At 72.3% G+C, this 16,882-nt stretch carries 16 protein-coding genes; 3 read left to right on the top strand and 13 right to left on the bottom strand.

The genetic code is table 11. The features are described from left to right. Positions 1-24: 24 nt before the first annotated feature. Positions 25-1,248 carry a family 10 glycosylhydrolase gene (locus tag AB0J12_RS16260; protein ID WP_363264942.1) on the bottom strand — a complete coding sequence of 408 codons (1,224 nt, stop codon included), beginning with the start codon at positions 1,246-1,248 and terminating at the stop codon, positions 25-27. A gap of 169 nt (positions 1,249-1,417) precedes the next feature. On the opposite strand from AB0J12_RS16260, the gene AB0J12_RS16255 reads away from it, so the two are divergent. Both AB0J12_RS16255 and AB0J12_RS16250 read left to right on the top strand, forming a co-directional pair. After that, complete coding sequence (locus AB0J12_RS16255) at positions 1,418-2,278, top strand: 3-hydroxybutyryl-CoA dehydrogenase (RefSeq protein ID WP_363264941.1); 861 nt, start codon at positions 1,418-1,420, stop codon at positions 2,276-2,278. Positions 2,279-2,472: 194 nt separating this feature from the next. Then, the gene (locus tag AB0J12_RS16250; protein ID WP_363264940.1) at positions 2,473-2,730 is read left to right on the top strand and encodes a hypothetical protein; all 258 of its coding nucleotides are present in this window, start codon (positions 2,473-2,475) and stop codon (positions 2,728-2,730) included. On the opposite strand, the gene AB0J12_RS16245 is transcribed toward AB0J12_RS16250, so the two are convergent. The 9 genes from AB0J12_RS16245 to infC all read right to left on the bottom strand — a co-directional run bounded on the left by AB0J12_RS16245 (position 2,727) and on the right by infC (position 12,699). Then, positions 2,727-3,263, bottom strand: a complete 537-nt coding sequence (locus tag AB0J12_RS16245) for an NUDIX hydrolase (protein ID WP_363264939.1) — start codon at positions 3,261-3,263, stop codon at positions 2,727-2,729. The two genes, AB0J12_RS16250 and AB0J12_RS16245, sit on opposite strands and share 4 nt — an antisense overlap. Before the next feature lie 106 nt (positions 3,264-3,369). Beyond that, positions 3,370-4,710, bottom strand: a complete 1,341-nt coding sequence (locus AB0J12_RS16240) for a transcriptional regulator (RefSeq protein WP_363264938.1) — start codon at positions 4,708-4,710, stop codon at positions 3,370-3,372. Between the two features lie 474 nt (positions 4,711-5,184). Beyond that, complete coding sequence (gene pheT / locus AB0J12_RS16235; RefSeq protein WP_363264937.1) at positions 5,185-7,698, bottom strand: phenylalanine--tRNA ligase subunit beta; 2,514 nt, start codon at positions 7,696-7,698, stop codon at positions 5,185-5,187. Continuing rightward, the gene (pheS, locus tag AB0J12_RS16230; protein WP_363264936.1) at positions 7,698-8,819 is read right to left on the bottom strand and encodes a phenylalanine--tRNA ligase subunit alpha; all 1,122 of its coding nucleotides are present in this window, start codon (positions 8,817-8,819) and stop codon (positions 7,698-7,700) included. Before pheS ends, pheT begins: the two co-directional genes overlap by 1 nt. 153 nt (positions 8,820-8,972) lie before the next feature. After that, entirely contained in the window at positions 8,973-10,112 is a 1,140-nt protein-coding gene (locus AB0J12_RS16225) for an ATP-binding protein (protein ID WP_363264935.1), read from the bottom strand. A gap of 56 nt (positions 10,113-10,168) precedes the next feature. Then, positions 10,169-11,017 carry an RNA methyltransferase gene (locus AB0J12_RS16220; RefSeq protein ID WP_363264934.1) on the bottom strand — a complete coding sequence of 283 codons (849 nt, stop codon included), beginning with the start codon at positions 11,015-11,017 and terminating at the stop codon, positions 10,169-10,171. A 203-nt stretch (positions 11,018-11,220) separates the two neighbouring features. Beyond that, on the bottom strand, positions 11,221-11,604 hold the full coding sequence (gene rplT, locus AB0J12_RS16215) for a 50S ribosomal protein L20 (RefSeq protein ID WP_006141703.1): 384 nt from the start codon (positions 11,602-11,604) through the stop codon (positions 11,221-11,223). Positions 11,605-11,701: 97 nt separating this feature from the next. Beyond that, complete coding sequence (gene rpmI, locus AB0J12_RS16210; protein ID WP_004933563.1) at positions 11,702-11,896, bottom strand: 50S ribosomal protein L35; 195 nt, start codon at positions 11,894-11,896, stop codon at positions 11,702-11,704. Between the two features lie 113 nt (positions 11,897-12,009). Next, entirely contained in the window at positions 12,010-12,699 is a 690-nt protein-coding gene (infC, locus tag AB0J12_RS16205) for a translation initiation factor IF-3 (RefSeq protein WP_363265145.1), read from the bottom strand. A gap of 375 nt (positions 12,700-13,074) precedes the next feature. Between infC and AB0J12_RS16200 the strand changes: the two genes are divergently transcribed. Further along, a complete protein-coding gene (locus AB0J12_RS16200; RefSeq protein ID WP_363264933.1) occupies positions 13,075-13,431 on the top strand; it encodes a DUF1844 domain-containing protein in 357 nt (118 codons plus the stop codon). Positions 13,432-13,435: 4 nt separating this feature from the next. Here the strand turns inward: AB0J12_RS16200 and AB0J12_RS16195 are convergent, their stop codons facing one another. Genes AB0J12_RS16195 through AB0J12_RS16185 form a run of 3 tightly spaced genes read right to left on the bottom strand, consistent with a single transcriptional unit; the run spans position 13,436 to position 16,721 of the window. Beyond that, the gene (locus AB0J12_RS16195; RefSeq protein ID WP_363264932.1) at positions 13,436-14,167 is read right to left on the bottom strand and encodes an SseB family protein; all 732 of its coding nucleotides are present in this window, start codon (positions 14,165-14,167) and stop codon (positions 13,436-13,438) included. 35 nt (positions 14,168-14,202) lie between these two features. Then, positions 14,203-15,420: a type VII secretion-associated serine protease mycosin gene (mycP, locus tag AB0J12_RS16190; RefSeq protein ID WP_363264931.1), complete on the bottom strand. Its 1,218-nt coding sequence runs from the start codon at positions 15,418-15,420 to the stop codon at positions 14,203-14,205. Beyond that, complete coding sequence (locus AB0J12_RS16185) at positions 15,417-16,721, bottom strand: hypothetical protein (RefSeq protein ID WP_363265144.1); 1,305 nt, start codon at positions 16,719-16,721, stop codon at positions 15,417-15,419. Before AB0J12_RS16185 ends, mycP begins: the two co-directional genes overlap by 4 nt. Positions 16,722-16,882 lie beyond the last annotated feature (161 nt).

Here is a 16,882-nt window from a genome sequence, read left to right as displayed (position 1 = left end):
GCAGGTCGGCGCGGGACTCGCAGGTCAGCGGGGAGGACTCGTCGGCTGCCCGTAGTGGTCGGCGACCACCCGCGTCATCGCCCCGAGCGGATCTGCGGCGACCTCCTTCGCGGCGAAGAAGACGTGCCCGCGCACCTGCGGGTACTTCTTCGCGAGCGTGAGATGGCGGGACAGCTCCGCCGGGTCCTGCCAGGCGGCGGACTGGGCGGGGTCCCCCACCTTGTACAGCGCCTCCCCCGCGTACAGCTTCGTCGCCGTGTCCTGGGCGACGCCGGCCCACCACGGCACGAGCACGGCGTAGTCGGCGGCGGCCAGGCCGATGTTCCAGTACAGCTGCGGCACGATGTAGTCGATCCAGTTCTCGCGCACCCACGTCCGGGTGTCCGCGTAGAGATCGTCGTACGACTGCACACCGCCCTGGGTGTCCGAGCCCGCCGGGTCGGTGGACGCGTTGCGCCACACCCCGAACGGGCTGACACCGAACTGGGCGGTGGGCCGGATCTGCCGGGTACGGGAGCCCGTCTCGCGGATCAGGGTGTCGATGTTGTTCCGCCGCCAGGCGGCGCGGGTCGGGAAGCCGCCGCCGTACGCGTCGTAGGCGTCGTCGTCGTCGAAGGTCTCCCCGGCCACGGGGTAGGGGTAGAAGTAGTCGTCGAAGTGGACCGCGTCGAGCGGGTAGCGGCGGACCGCGTCGAGCATGGCGTCCTCCACGAAGGTCCGCACCTCGGGCAGCCCGGGGTTGTAATAGAGCCTGCCGCCGTAGGTCACGACCCAGTCCGGATGCCTGCGGGCCGGATGCCCGGCCACGAGCCGGCTGGGATCGGTGTGGTTGGCGATGCGGAACGGGTTGAACCAGGCGTGCAGATGCAGACCCCGGGCGTGAGCCTCGGTGACGGCCGTGCCGAGCGGATCCCAGCCGGGGTCCTTGCCCTGGACCCCGGTGAGGTACTGCGACCACGGTTCGTACGGTGAGGGCCACAGCGCGTCGGCCGTCGGCCGGACCTGGAAGATCACCGCGTTCAGCCGCCGACCGACCGCCGCGTCCAGGTGGGCGAGCAGCTCCGAGCGCTGCCGCGCCGCGCTCAGCCCAGGCTCCGATGGCCAGTCGCGGTTCTCCACGGTGGCCAGCCACATCCCCCTCATCTCGGTGGCGGCCCGGGCGTGGCCCTGGCCCCGCGCCGGTGCGGCGCCGAGCGCCAGCGTCGACAGCGCGGCCGCCGCGAACGCCCGCCTCGTCAGTCGTCCCATCGCGGGAACCCCTTGCCTTCTGGATTCATACGGTCACGGATCGTCACCGGGTGTTCAGGATGCCGCACCCCGTCGATCGATCATCGATACTTCGCGGTAACGTGCACGATCGGAGCAGGCATCCGACCCGGAGGTCCTGCCAGTGCCGTGGATCAGCGAAGGGGACGATGTGACCGACATCGAGCGCGTCGGAATCGTGGGCTGCGGCCAGATGGGCGCCGGCATCGCCGAGGTGTGTGCGCGCGCCGGTCTGGACGTGAAGGTCGCCGAGACCAACGGCGAGGCCCTGGAGATCGGCCGTACCCGGCTGTTCAACTCCCTGGCCAAGGCCGCCGAGCGCGGCAAGATCACCGAGGAGGAGCGGGACGCGACCCAGGCGCGGCTGAGCTTCACCACCGACCTCGGCGAGTTCGCCGACCGTGACCTCACCGTCGAGGCGGTCGTGGAGAACGAGCAGGTGAAGACGGAGATCTTCCAGGTGCTCGACCAGGTGGTGACCCGCCCGGACGCGATCCTGGCGTCCAACACGTCCTCGATCCCGCTGGTGAAGCTGGCGGTCGCCACCGCACGCCCCGACCACGTCGTCGGCATCCACTTCTTCAACCCGGCGCCGGTGCAGAACCTGGTCGAGCTGGTCCCGGCCCTGACCACGTCCGAGGGCACGCTGAGCCGCGCGCAGATCTTCGCCGAGAAGGTGCTCGGCAAGCACACCATCCGCGCCCAGGACCGCTCCGGCTTCATCGTGAACGCGCTGCTGGTGCCGTACCTGCTGTCCGCGATCCGCATGTTCGAGTCGGGCATCGCCGGGCGCGAGGACATCGACAACGGCATGGAGATGGGCTGCGCCCACCCGATGGGGCCGCTGAAGCTCGCGGACCTCATCGGCCTGGACACCGTCGTGTCGATCGCCAACTCGATGTACGCCGAGTACAAGGAGCCGCTGTACGCCGCTCCCCCGCTGCTGCAGCGCATGGTCGAGGCGGGCCGGCTCGGCCGCAAGACCGGCTCCGGCTTCTACACCTACGCCTGATTACTCTGCGCGACGCGTAGCGGGCCCGGCACCTTCACAGGCGCCGGGCCCGTCCGTTTCACACACCGTGTGCGCGCCGGGCACGCATATGCCCCTCGCACACTCTCCCCCTGCGCCCACCAGGCGAGTTCACTCTTCATGCGCATGCAAGGGACGCACCCCGCGCCCCTTCGACCACGGAAAGGAGTGGACACGTGAGCGCCGACTCCGGCCATCCCGTCGCCCCAGGAGAACTCGCAGAGTTACGACGCCGGCTCGACGTGGCGTACGCCCGCGTCGAGGGCGGGCTGGCCCTGCTCAGCCATCGCACCGAGGAGACCGCCAAGGAGCTGGACGAGCTGAACAGCCGGCTCGCCAGTCTGGAGCACGCCCGCTGGCCGCTGCCCTCGCTGGCCGCCGTGACCGCCCTCGGGGCGCTGATCGTGGCGGCCTGGCAGGTGCTGGCTCGCTAGCCCTCCGCGAGCCTGAGGTGGTGCAGCAGGAGTAACGCGGCCGCCATGTTGGCGGCCGGGACCTCCCCACGGGCGATCAGGTCGGGGACGAGTTTGAGGGGGACCCATTCCCGGCGGTCCGACTCGAAGTCGTCCACGGGATGCCCGGCGTACTCGCCCCGCTCGGACCAGTAGATGTGGTGCCGGGCGTCGGTGAGGCCGTTGGACGGCTCCACGCTCATCAGGTGGTGCAGGGGCCCCGGCCGCCAGCCGGTCTCCTCCTGAAGTTCGCGGGCGGCCGCGGCGGCGATGTCCTCGCCGTCCTCCACGACGCCGGCCGCCAGTTCCCATCCCCAGCTGTCGGTGATGAAGCGGTGGCGCCACAACAGCAGTACCTCGTCCGCCTCGTTGACGATGGTGGCCACCGCCACCGGCCGCATCCGGATCAGGAAGTGGTCGAGATGCCGGCCGTCCGGCAGCTCGACATCGGCGAGGTTGACGCTGAACCACCGGTTTGCATACACGGTTTGTTCGTATTGTTTCGTCCACTGCACGGTTCTGCCGCCTTCCGTCGGGTAAGGGGCAATATCGCAGCAGGGACTTCTCAGGCCCACAGGGCCGGGACCGGAGCGGGTGGCAGCGCCGGTGTCCGGGCGGGGATCACAGCGGCACGCACAGGGCCCCGTCGATCAGTTCGGCCGCCTCGGCCGTGCCCGCACAGCCGCTGCGCACCAGGTGCTCGCGCACCGCTCTGAGCCGGTCGCGCAGCCGCTGGGACTCCATCCCGCGGGCCTGCTCGGCCATCTGCACGGCCGTCGCCACCGCTTTGTCGGCGTTGCCCTGGCGCAGCTCGATGGTGCTGAGCATGGCCAGCCGGTGCACCCGGCCGCGGTCGTGGGCCGGGGTGTCCACCGCCGCCGTCGCGTGCTCCGCCGCCGCCCGCAGCTCGCCGAGGCTCAGCAGTGCCTCCGCCACCTGCACATTGACCAGGCCCGGCTGGACATAGCCGGTCTCGTCGGGCTCCTGACCGCGCCGGATGTGCTCGGCGGCCTGCTCGGCCCGCCGGATGCAGGACAGCGCGCTGCCGCCGTCACCGAGGTGCGCGTACGCCTTCGCCTGCATCGCGTACAGATCGGAGGCGAGCGCGGGGGTGATGTCCCGGTCGGCGGCCCGCACAGCGGCCTCGGCGAAGGCGACGGCCTGCCGGTACTCGCGCATGAACAGCGACTGGTTGACCAGCAGCGCTATCACATACGCCCCGAGCCCCCGGTCGCCGCTGGCCTTGGCGAGCCGCAGCGCCTGGTGGAAGTAGCGCTGGGCGAGGCCGTGCGCGTCGGAGTCGTAGGCGCAGATGCCCGCGACGGCCACCAGACCGCCGGTGGCGCGGTGCAGTTGGCGGCCGGTCGCGTCGGTGTAGCCGCCGCGCAGCAGCGGCGCGGCCTCGGCGTTGAGGAACCCGACGATCCGTGAGCGGGTCGCGACGCCGCCGGTCTTGCGGTACATCTGCTCGTAGTGCGCGCGGGCGGCGCGCAGCATCTCGATGTCGGCCGGGGTGACCCGGTGCCGGCCACCACGCGAGACGTCCACGTCCTCCGGCGGGTTCTCCCACTCCCACACCGGCATCACGGCCGGGGTGCCGGTGACCGCGGGGGCGCCCAGCAGGTGCGGGCGCTGCTGCTCGTCGGACCGCCACAGGGCGGTGGCCCGCTCCACGAAGCCGGACAGGGAGGTGCCGTGCGGGGTGTGCGGCTCGCCCGGGACGCCGAGCCCGATGTCGTCGAGCGTGACGGGACGTTGCAGCCGGCCCGCGAGCACCTCGCAGATCAGGTCGGGTACGTGGCCGCGCGGCCGCTGGCCCTTCAACCAGCGGGCCACGGCGGTGTGTTCATAGCGCAGGGCGAGTCCGCGGGCCCGGCCGGCCTGGTTGACGTGCACGGCCAGGCCGGCGTGCGAGATGCCCGCCTCGTCCAGGATCGCGTCGAGCAGTGTGTTGGGCTGCATGGGTGGCCCCCCGGTGGCTCGGTGCCCGACAGAGTAGTGCGTCCCGCTTCACACGGGGTGTGTTCGGAATGCGCGTATCCAGGGTGTGCGCGCGGTGTCGCTCCGCGTGTTCGGCGGGGTTTCATGGGTCCCCTCGCAAGAGGCCCGGCCGGGCCTCCGGCTCCCCCTCTTCAAGCGGTGGCCCGGCCGGCGGCGTGGCGGTGCGATTCAGCGCCGCCGGGCCACCGGTGGTTCGTCGGGTGCGGGTGCGTGGTGGCCGGTCGCGCAGTTCCCGCGCCCCTGGAGGCCGGCTGCGGCAGCCGTTCGTTTCCGAGGATGAGCAGGGCGGTGTCTCCCAGCGAGAGGGCTGTATCCGCCAGGTACGTCACCCGGATGAGTGACGGGACTGGAGCGCCCCTGAAAGGGGCGCGGGGAACTGCGCGACCAGCCACGGCGAGAGCCGTACCCGGCAGATCACGCAGTCCCCCACGGCGGCTAGCCGCGCAGCACAGCCCCCGTGCGCTCAGCGGCCAGCGCAACGGCCGCATCCCGGGCAGCCGACGCCTCATCCACCGTCAGCGTCCGGTCCCCCGCGCGGAAGCGCAACGCGTACGCCAGCGACTTCTTGCCGTCGCCCAGCTGCTCGGCGTTCTCGTAGACGTCGAACAGCCGGATGTGCTCGAGGAGTTCACCCGCGCCCTCGCGCAGCGCGGCCTCGACCTCGGCGGCCGGGACCGGCTTGTCCACGACGAGGGCGACATCCTGCGTGGCGACCGGGAAGGTCGAGATCCGCGGCGCCTGCGGCGTGTCGTCGCCGGCCTGCTCCAGCGCGTCGAGGTTCAGCTCCATCGCGCAGGTGCGCTCGGGCAGGCCGAGGGTCTTCACCACGCGCGGGTGCAGCTCACCCGCGTGACCGATGACCTGCTCCTCGCCGTCGGCCACGACGGCCAGTTCGGCGCAGCGGCCGGGGTGCCACGGGCCGTACGCGCCCTTGCGGACGATCAGCTCGGCACCGGCCTCACGGGCGACGGCCCGCGCGGCCTCGATGGCGTCGGCCCAGCCGGCCGGGCGGCCCGCGCCCCACCAGCCGGCCTGCTCGCGGGCGCCCGCCAGGACGGCGGCGACGTGGCGCGGCTGCTCGGGCAGCGCGGCGTCGAGCTCAGCGATCTCCTCGTCGGTGGGACGCCGGTCGACGGGCAGCGCGGCGGCGGTCTTCTGCTCGGCGCGCGGGTGGAAGACCAGGCCGGTCTCGAAGAGGGCGAGGTCGTGCGAGCCCCGGCCGTCGTTGCGACGCAGGGCGCCCAGCAGGCCCGGCACCAGCGACGTGCGCAGGGCGGGCTCCTCGTCGTTGAGCGGGTTGGTGAGCTTGACGACGCGGCGGGCCGGGTCGTCGGCCTCCAGGCCGAGCTGGTCGAAGACCTGCTCGGAGACGAACGGGTAGTTCGGCGCCTCGACGTAGCCGGCCCCGGCCAGCGCGCGGCCGACGCGGCGGTGCAGGCGCTGGCGGTGGGTGAGGCCACGCCCGGACGGCGGCTTGGGCAGCGTGGAGGGCAGGTTCTCGTAGCCCTCCAGGCGGATGACCTCTTCGGCCAGGTCGTTCGGGTCGGTGAGGTCGGGCCGCCAGGACGGGACGGTGACGATGAGCTCGTCCTGCCCGTAGACGTCGCAGCCGATCTCCTGCAGGCGGCGCACGACGGTCTCGCGGCCGTAGAGGACGCCCGCGACCTTGTCCGGGTGGTCCGCCGGAATGGCGATCGTGCGCGGCGCGGAGGGCGCGAGGACCTCGGTGACGCCGGCCTCGGCGGTGCCGCCCGCGAGGATCACCAGCAGGTCGACGGTGCGCTGCGCGGCAGCGGCGGCGGCCGCGGGGTCGACGCCGCGCTCGAAGCGGCGGGAGGCCTCGGAGGACAGTTTGTGGCGGCGGGCGGTGCGCGCGATGGACACCGCGTTGAAGTGGGCGGCCTCGATGACCACGTCGGTGGAGGCGTTCTCCACATCGTCGTGATCGGCGATCTCGGTGTTGGCGCCGCCCATGACGCCGGCGAGGCCGATCGGCCCGCGCTCGTCGGTGATGACCAGGTCCTCGGCGTCGAGGGTGCGGGCCACGCCGTCGAGCGTGACGAGCTTCTCGCCCGCCTCCGCCCGGCGTACGCCGATGGCGCCCTGGACCAGGTTGCGGTCGTAGGCGTGCAGCGGCTGGCCCAGCTCCATCATCACGTAGTTGGTGACGTCGACGGCGAGCGAGATCGGGCGCATGCCGACCTTCTGCAGCCGGCGCTGGAGCCAGATCGGGGAGCGGGCCTCGGGGCTCAGACCGGTGACGGTGCGCGCGGTGAAGCGGTCGCAGCCGATCGGGTCCTGGACCTGCACCGGGTAGCCGAAGGCGTTCGGGGCGGGCACGTCGAGCAGGGCCGGGTCGCGCAGCGGCAGGCCGTAGGCGATGGCGGTCTCGCGGGCGACGCCGCGGATGGACAGGCAGTCGCCGCGGTTGGCGGTGACGGCGATGTCGAGGACCTCGTCGACCAGCTCCAGCAGCTCGACGGCGTCCTTGCCGATCTCGGTCTCCGGCGGCAGGACGATGATGCCCTTGGTGCCGTCGTCGCCCATGTTCAGCTCGTCGCTGGAGCAGATCATGCCGCGCGAGATACGGCCGTAGGTCTTGCGCTCGGCGATCTGGAAGTCGCCGGGCAGCACCGCGCCGGGGAGGGCCACGACGACCTTGTCGCCGGCCTGGAAGTTGCGGGCACCGCAGATGATCTCCTGCGGCTCGCCGGTGCCGTTGGCCTGGCCGACGTCGACGGTGCAGAAGCGGATCGGCTTCTTGAACTCCGTCAGCTCCTCGATGGTCAGCACCTGGCCGACGACCAGGGGGCCCTTGAGGTCGGCACCGAGCTGCTCGACGGTCTCGACCTCGAGACCGGCCGAGACGAGCTTCTCCTGGACGTCACGGCCGGATTCCGTCGCCGGCAGGTCGACGTACTCCCGCAGCCAAGAAAGCGGGACCCGCATCAGATCTCCATCCCGAAGGGCCGGGTGAACCGGACGTCACCCTCGACCATGTCTCGCATGTCTTCGACGTTGTGGCGGAACATCAGCATCCGCTCGATGCCGAACCCGAAGGCGAAGCCGCTGTACTTCTCCGGGTCGACACCGCAGGCGGTCAGCACCCGCGGGTTGACCATGCCGCAGCCGCCCAGCTCGATCCAGCCCTCGGAGGAGCAGGTGCGGCAGGGGCGGTCCGGGTTGCCGACGGACTCGCCGCGGCAGACGTAGCAGACCATGTCCATCTCGGCGGACGGCTCGGTGAACGGGAAGAAGTTCGGCCGCAGCCGCGTCTTCATGCCCTCGCCGAACAGCGACTGGACCATGTGGTCCAGGGTGCCCTTGAGGTCGGCCATGGTCAGGCCCTCGTCCACGGCGAGCAGCTCGACCTGGCGGAACACCGGGGTGTGCGTGGCGTCCAGCTCGTCGGTGCGGTAGACGACACCGGGGCAGATCACGTAGACCGGCAGGTCGCGCTCCAGCAGGGAGCGGATCTGCACGGGCGAGGTGTGGGTGCGCAGCACCACGCCGGACTCAGTGCCGCCCTCGGGGCCCGCCACGAAGAACGTGTCGTGCTCGCCGCGGGCCGGGTGGTCCGGGCCGATGTTGAGCGCGTCGAAGTTGAACCACTCGGCCTCGGCCTGCGGGCCCTCGGCCACCTCGTAGCCCATGGCCACGAAGATGTCCTCGATACGCTCCGACAGCGTGGTGAGCGGGTGGCGGGCACCGGCCGGTACGCGGTCGTACGGCAGGGTGACGTCCACGTCCTCCTCGACCAGTACGCGCGCGTCCCGCTCGGCCTCCAGCTCGACCTGGCGCGCGGCGAGGGCCTTGTTCACCGCGCCCCGGGCCTGGCCGACCAGCTTGCCGGCGGCCGCCTTGGCGTGCGGGGGCAGCGCGCCGATCTCGCGGTTGGCCAGCGCCAGCGGGGAGGTGCCGCCGGTGTGGGCGACCTTGGCCTCCTGGAGCGCGTCGAGGGAGTCCGCTGCGGCGAAGGCGGCGAGCGCCTCGTCCCGCATGCGCTCGATCTCTTCCGGTTTCAACGCCTCGACCTCGACAGGGTCGTACGACTTATTCGGTGCCGACATCTCTTCCCGTGCTTCCGATTGTCCCCCAGCTGACGCTGGGAGGTGCCCCCAGGCGGATGGTCCCCGTGACCGTTGGTGGGCCGTGTGAAGGACACAAAGGTGCCAAAGGCCGAGTCTAACGGGGTGGGGGTGTACGAATGCGCCCGTGGGTCGCTAGGCGAGATACGCCGGCGCCGCCACGGGCAGCGTAAATCGGAATTCGGCGCCGCCCTGCTGGGCGCGGCCGACCGTGATCGTGCCGCCGTGGGCCTCGACGATGCCCTTGACGATGTACAGCCCGAGACCCGTGCCGCCGCGTTTGCTGCCCCGCCAGAAGCGGGTGAATACACGGTTCATGGACTCCTCCGGGATGCCGGGCCCCTCGTCGCTCACCGTGACCGACGTGCCGGTCTCCTCCCCTTCGCGGGGGGACGCCGTGGCCGTGATGTCGATGGTGACGGTTCCCTCTCCGTGGCGCACGGCATTTTCGATCAGGTTGCTGAGCACCTGGTCGATCTTGTCGGGGTCGGCCCACAGATCGGGCAGCGGCTGCTCCAGGCGCAGCAGGAAACGGTCGGCGGGCTGGCCGGCGGCGACGTATGCCTGGATGTGACGCCCCACGGCGGCTCCGATGTCGACGGGCTGGCGGCGCACCTCCAGCCGGCCGGAGTCGATCCGGGAGATGTCCAGCAGCTCGGCGATCAGGCGGGTGACGCGGTCGGCGTCGGCGTCGACGGTCTCCAGCATCAGCCGCTTCTGGTCGTCGGTGAAGCGTTCCCACTTGGCCAGCAGGGTTGCGGTGAAGCCCTTCACGGAGGTGAGCGGGGAGCGCAGCTCGTGGGCCACGGTGGCGATCAGCTCGGCGTGGCTGCGCTCGGTACGGCGGCGGGCCTCGGTGTCGCGCAGCTGGACGACGACGCGCTGCACGGGCCCGGTGGGCTCGGCGCGCACATAGCGGACGGTGACGAGCACCTCGTGGCCGCCGGGCAGGAGGAGGTTGCGCTCGGGTTGCCGGGTGCGGATGGCGAGGCCGCCGTAGGGGTCGGTCAGCTGCCACCAGCGCCGCCCCTCCAGGTCCTCTAACGGCAGGGCCTTCTCCAGCGGCTGCCCGAGGGCCTCGGCGGCGGGAGTGGCGGTGATCCGCTCGGCGGCCGCGTTGAAGCAGACGACGCGGCCGTGCTCGTCGGCGACGACGAGGCCGTCGGGCAGGTCGTCGGGGTCGATGCCGGACGCGGCGGGATCACCGGGCGGCCGGGGCGCGGGCGCTCGCCGCACGTCCCGTGCTCCCGGTGCGCTGCTGGTGCCGACGCTCATCCCCGTATCCCACCTCTCAGGCAGCTGGGCAGCAGGCCCTCGAGCTGGTCACCCTACTAGCTCCCGGTGACGGAGCGGCACCCTCCGGAGGCGCGCTGTACACGGGCCGACGCATACAGACATACGGCCGCGGCGGTCGCGAGGTTCAGACTCTCGGCCTTGCCGTGGATGGGAACGCGGACGACGGCGTCGGCGAGGGCGCGGGTCTCCTCCGGCAGGCCCCAGGCCTCGTTGCCGAAGACCCAGGCGGTCGGCCCGCCCATGGTGCCCTTGTCCAGCTCCTCGTCCAGGTCGCGGTCCCCGGCCCCGTCGGCGGCGAGGATGCGCACCCCGGCCGCCTTCAGCCCGTCGATGGCCTGCTCGACGGGGACGCCGACGGCGACGGGCAGGTGGAAGAGGGAGCCGACGGAGGCGCGGACGGCCTTCGGGTTGTACAGGTCGACGGAGGCGTCGGTGAGGACGACGGCCTCGGCACCGGCGGCGTCGGCGCAGCGCAGCACGGTGCCGGCGTTGCCGGGGTCGCGGACGTGGGCGAGGACGGCGACGAGCCGGGGCCGGCGCTCGAGGATCTCCTCGAAGGGGGTGTCAAGGAACCGGCACACGCCGACGAGCCCCTGCGGGGTCACGGTGGTGGAGATGTCCTCGATGACCTGCTCGGAGGCGAGGTGGATGCGGGCGCCGGCGGTGCGGGCCTCGCCGATGATGTCGGCGTAGCGCTCCGCGGTCTCCACGGTGGCGAACAGCTCCACCAGCGTGTCCGCGTGCCCGGCCGCCTCCCGCACGGCCTGCGGCCCCTCCGCGAGGAACAGCCGCTCCTTCCCCCGGAAGTTCCGCTTGGCCAGCCGCCGAGCGGCGAGAACACGGGGAGAACGGGGCGAGATCAGCTCGGGGCTGACGGGAGGCATCCTCTTCTTCACCTTCACGAGAATTTCAACGTGCAGCGCGTCGTGGACTGCGGCGCTACAGCCGACCCAGGGGCGCGGGGAACTGCGCGACCAGCCACCACGGACCCGCAGCCGAACGACGCCAGACGAACCGCAACAACAGGACCCGCAAGCGCACAGCCTGCGGGTCCTGCAGTGAACGTCGGCTCAGAGCCGGCGCAGCGTCACGCGGCCTTCGGCGCGTTGACGTCCGACGGCAGCGCCTTCTGCGCCACCTCGACCAGCGCCGCGAACGCGTTCGCGTCGTTGACCGCCAGCTCGGCCAGGATCTTGCGGTCGACCTCGACGTTCGCGGCCTTCAGACCCTGGATGAAGCGGTTGTAGGTGATGCCGTTGGCGCGGGCAGCGGCGTTGATGCGCTGGATCCACAGCTGGCGGAAGTCACCCTTGCGCTTCTTGCGGTCGTTGTAGTTGTAGACCAGCGAGTGGGTGACCTGCTCCTTGGCCTTGCGGTACAGGCGCGAACGCTGACCGCGGTAGCCGGAGGCCTGCTCGAGGATCGCCCGGCGCTTCTTGTGGGCGTTGACTGCCCGCTTGACGCGTGCCACTTGTTAACTCCTTGTAGCGGGGCCGTGGGTGTGCTCACACGGCCCGGAATCGATTGGGTCCCGGTCCAGCCGTACGGCGCTCAGTGGCGCCCGTACGTCACTTGCCGAGAAGCTTCTTGATCTTCGCGGCGTCGCCCGGGGCCATCTCGGCGTTGCCGGTGAGGCGACGCGTCACGCGGGACGACTTGTGCTCGAGCAGGTGGCGCTTGCCGGCGCGCTCACGGAGCACCTTGCCGGAGCCGGTGACCTTGAAGCGCTTGCTGGCACCGCTGTGCGACTTGTTCTTCGGCATAGCGCCGTTCTCTCCTCGTCGGTGGCGCTCCGGTGCCCGGTCGCGAAAAACCGGGCACGGTGGAGCGTCGCTCTTGTATCGGTTACATCCTTGGGGACGGGTGTCCCCCGGGATCACGCCTCGGCGGAAGCCTCGGCAGGTGCCTCGGCAAGGTCCTCGGCAAGGTCCTCGTCGTGAGCCTCGGCGTTCACAGCGTCCGGGTCCGCGGCGTTCTGCGACTTACCCGGGTTCGCCTTCGCCTCGGCCTTGCGGGCCTCCTGCGCCTGGCGGGCCTCGGCCATCGCCTCGGTCTTCTTCTTGTGCGGACCGAGAACCATGATCATGTTGCGGCCGTCCTGCTTCGGGTTCGACTCGACGAAACCGAGGTCCTGGACGTCCTCCGCGAGGCGCTGCAGCAGCCGGTAGCCCAGCTCGGGCCGGGACTGCTCGCGACCACGGAACATGATCGTGATCTTGACCTTGTCGCCCTGCTTGAGGAACCGGACGACGTGACCCTTCTTGGTGTCATAGTCGTGCGGGTCGATCTTCGGCCGGAGCTTCATCTCCTTGATGACCGTGTGCGCCTGGTTCTTGCGCGCCTCACGGGCCTTCATGGCCGACTCGTACTTGAACTTCCCGTAGTCCATGAGCTTGCACACGGGCGGACGGGCGTTCGCCGCTACCTCAACCAGGTCGAGGTCGTACTCCTGAGCAAGCTCCAGTGCCTTCGCGAGCGGCACGATGCCGACCTGCTCGCCACTGGGACCGACAAGTCGCACCTCGGGAACGCGAATCCGGTCGTTGATGCGGGGCTCGGCGCTGATGGATCCTCCTCGGTAGCACCAACGCGGCGGTCTGGCGGACAGCCGCGCATGTCTGTTTTCCTGAGACCAACCGCGCCGAAGCAGAAAAAATGCCCCGGACGATCACAGGCGGGGCTCCTCGCACTACCGGAGCACCGCCGCGACACATCGCGGGGCGCGCTTTCGGACGACTCCATCGTCCGTACGGAACGATGGTGGCCGTCTGACCGGATGACCCGCCGTCCCGGAGGACGATCAGGTGGGAGTTCGGAGCCTCCACTTGTGGGCCGTCCACACTGTCCTGCTCATGTGCGTGTCCGGCCGGTCGTCACACAAGGTTAGCAGCTACCCGGGGGTGGTGCGAACCGTCGTGGTCCGGGGCCTATCGTGTGGGACATGAGTGAGACCCCTCCTGAGTCCCCCGACTTCGACGCGATGACCCGCGACATCGCCGAGGTCCCCGCCGTCGAGGTGATCGTGACGGTCGCCGTCAACCTGATGAGCGCCGCCGCGGTGAAGCTCGGCCTGACGGAGGAGGGTGACGAGCACAAGGACCTGGACGAGGCCCGCAAGCTGGTGCACGCCCTCGCCGGTCTGCTCGACGCGTCCGCGACCGAGATCAGCTCCTTCCACGCGGCGCCGCTGCGCGACGGCCTGAAGTCGCTGCAGCTGGCCTTCCGCGAGGCGTCGATCGTCCCGGACGAGCCGGGCCAGGGGCCGGGCGAGAAGTACACCGGCGCGGTCTACGGCTAGCAGTTCATCCGCGTACGTACAGGGGCTCGCCCGGAGGCGTGGCCGAGGCCGGCAGGACTGCCAGGTCGAGGCCGCGCACCAGGCGGGCCCTCAGCGTTTCGTCGGTGGCCAGCCGCCCGGCGACCGCGCGCGCGGTCTCGGCCGGCGCGGCGGCCGGGTCGAGGACGAGGGCGAGGGTGCCGTCGGCCTGTCCGGGGCCGAGGTGGGCGCGCAGCACGGCCGGCTCCGCCGCCACGGCCGTGCGGACGGCGTCGAGCACCGCCGGGTCGGCGAGCGGGTCGGTGCTGGTGCGGCCCTCGGCGAGCGCGAGCAGCGCGGGGCCGGTCAGCTCGAACGGCACGGGCCCGGCCAGGTCGAGCACGACCGTGTCGGCCTTCTCGTGCGCGGCGGCCTGCAGCGCCTGGTGCAGGGGTACGGCGACGGGGCGGGCCGCCGGATCCCAGCGGGCCAGGGAGCCGGTGGAGGTGAAGGCGGGCAGCGCGGTCCGGTTCCCGGCCTTCAGGGTCGGCACGGCCATGTCGGAGGTCTTCTCGCGGCGCAGCCCGTTCTCGTCCTCCTCGACCTCGCCCAGCACGGCCACCACCGGCACGAGCAGCCGGGCGCCCTTGAGCGCGGCCAGGACGGGAGCGACGGCCGTGCGGTCCTCGGCCCAGGCGGCGAGCGCGGCGCTCAGCCGGGGGTCGGCGGAGCCGTCGTCGTCGGAGAAGCCCGGGTCGGGAATGTTCTTGTTCGCCACGGTCCCGACCCTACGCGGTGGGGCCGGGGCGGCGTTCACAGGGCGTCGTACCCCCCGGGCCGGCCCCGCCAGTCGTCCTCCCGGCGCCGCCCCCGCCACAGGACGACGGCCACGACCAGCAGCACTCCGCCGACGCTGCCCGCGAGCGGGGCCGCCCAGTCGCTGGTGTCGTCCTTTTCGCGGGCGGACTCGGGGCCGTCACCGAAGTACTTCTCACCGTAGGCCGCCGAGCGCAGGCCCTGCGGCTCGAGACGGGCGGCCGCCTTGATGGCGGCGGCCGGGTCGACGAACCCGAAGCCGCGGGAGTCGTCGCGGCCGCCGGCGGGCGCGCTGCGGGCGGTCCGCTCCAGCAGCTGCTTGATCTGCGCCGGGGTCAGTCCCGGGTGGGCGGCCTTGATCAGGGCGACGCAGCCGGAGACGAACGCGGAGGCCGCGGAGGTGCCCCAGCCCTGGTAGTAGCGGTGGTCGGGGTCGGCGATCACTATGTCGACGCCGGGGGCGCTGACGGTGGCGTACCAGCGGCGGGTGGAGAAGGAGGCGCGGGTGCCGAAGCGGTCGACGGCGGTGGCGGCGATGACGCCGGGATAGGCCGCCGGGTAGGAGATGTGGTCGCCCTTCTCCCCGCCGTTGCCGGCCGAGGCGACGACGACGGCGCCCTTCTTCAGGGCGTACTGGACGGCCTCGTCCTCACCGGCCTCGGGGTGCGCGGCGGCGGAGTCGTCGCCGAGGGAGAGGTTGATGACGTCGGCGCCGTGGTCGGCGGCCCAGCGGATGCCCTCGGCGAGGGCGTTGCCGCGGGTGCGGCGGGCCCGGTCGCGGTCGGGGTCGCTGTCCTCCAGGATCACGCGGACGGGCAGGATCCTCGCCTTCGGCGCGATGCCCATGACGCCGTCGGCGCCGCCGGGGCCGTGACCGTGCCCGGCGATGATCGAGGCCATCGCGGTGCCGTGCCGGGCCCAGGGCCGCTGGCCCTCCTTGGCGCCGAAGCCGACGAGGTCGGCGCCGGTCAGGACGTTGCCTGCGAGGTCGGGGTGGTCGGCCTCGACGCCGGTGTCGAGGACCGCGACGGTGACGCCCTCACCGTGGGTGGTGCGCCAGATCTGCTGGGCGTGCAGGGCGTCCAGGGCCCACTGCTGGCCCCGTATGCCGTCGGCGTGCGCGGGGGCGGCGGGCAGCAGCGCGAGGGAGCCGGCGAGCAGACAGGCCAGCAGCCCCGTGCGGCCCGCGCGCACGACGGTGGTGGGGCGGCTCATGAGGACGTCTCCGTGGGCGAGTTCGCGCTGTGGCGCAGGTTGTTCTCGATGCGGCCGGCCAGGCCCTCCGCCTCGTTGCCGAGGCCGGCCTGGACGGGGGCGGTGGTGGCGCCGGACGTGGTGGCCGGGGCGGGCTGCGGGCTGTCGACGGTGCGGCCGTCGGCCCAGCCGGAGACGGCGTAGACGACGACGGGGGCGTCGGTGAGCACGGTGATCGTCCATGCGGCGCGCTGCCGGTCGCCGAAGCCGGCGGCCGGGGTGCCTGCGGCGGCGTAGGGGCGGGGCATCAGGTCGGGGCGGGTGCCGAGGCCCTCGGTGCGCAGGCGGGTGCTCAGTGCCCGCATGCCGGCCGGGTCGGCCTTGGTGAACAGCAGGCCGACCGTGGTGACGTAGCTCTGGGTGGCGTCGGTGTAGGTGGCGCGCAGCAGGCGGGCACAGCCGACGGGGGCGAGGGCCTGGCGCAGCAGCGGGTCGAAGGCGTCGGCGCAGCCGCCGTCCGGGGCGACGGCGACCCGGGTCCAGGTGCGGTCGGCGCCGCCGGGACCGGCGTCCGGGCCGGAAACGGTCGGCGGGAAGAGCTGGTCGACGGGCACGTTGTGCCACAGTCCGGCGGCCGCGGTGAACGTGCCGGCCTTCCCGGTGTCGTCGGAGTCGCCGGTCAGCCAGGCCCCGGTGACGGCCCCGCCGATGAGCCCGAGGCCGAGGACGAGACACACGGCGGCCGCGACGGAGTGGCGCCGCATCCGCGCCGGAGCGGTGGAGGGCCGGTCGTCGAAGAACTCGGGCCGGCCGAACGACACCCGCGGCCGTGCCGGTCCGCCCGTGCTCCAGGACAGCGCGGGGTCGGGCGAGGGGGTGGGGGCGGGAACGGCGGGATGCGGGCGGTGGCCGGGTGCGCCGCCGGGCATCGCCGCGTCCGGCGAGCCGCCGCCGGGGGCTCCGAACGGCGTCCCGGAGGCCTCCGGGACGCCGGACGGGCCGGGGACCCGTCCGGTACGGCCCGGGTCCGGCCGGGAGAAGGGGTCGGGTCCGGGGCGGTCCCCGCGGTACGCGGCCGACGCACCCGTGTCACCGAGACCGGCCCCGGGCGCGTGGGAAGGCTGCGGCAGCACGCCCTGCCCGGCGTGAACGGGCGGGCCGAGGTAGGACGAGGAAGCCGTAGCGGCGGCCGAACCGGAGGCGCCGGAAGCGGCCGAAGCGGAAGTAGCTGAACCAGCACGGGCCGACGATCCGGAATCCTTCGCGTCGTCGTCGGCGGCGGGGATGGGACGCAGTCGGGTGGTCGTCTCGGCCGGGGTCATCTCCGGCACGGACCCGCCCGCGCGCAGGCCGCCTATGCCCCGGCCTATCGTCGGCGGGGCGTCGGGGAAGCGGGCGGAGGCGGGGGGTGGCGGTGGATCGTCCGGGAAACGGGCCGACGCGGGCGGCGGAACGTCCCGGTCGGCGTCGGCCGACGGACCGG

The sequence above is a fragment of the Streptomyces sp. NPDC049915 genome (assembly GCF_040656475.1).
GTDB lineage: Bacteria > Actinomycetota > Actinomycetes > Streptomycetales > Streptomycetaceae > Streptomyces.
Note: the sequence above shows the minus strand (reverse complement) of the source record. Positions and strands in the feature narration are given on the sequence as shown.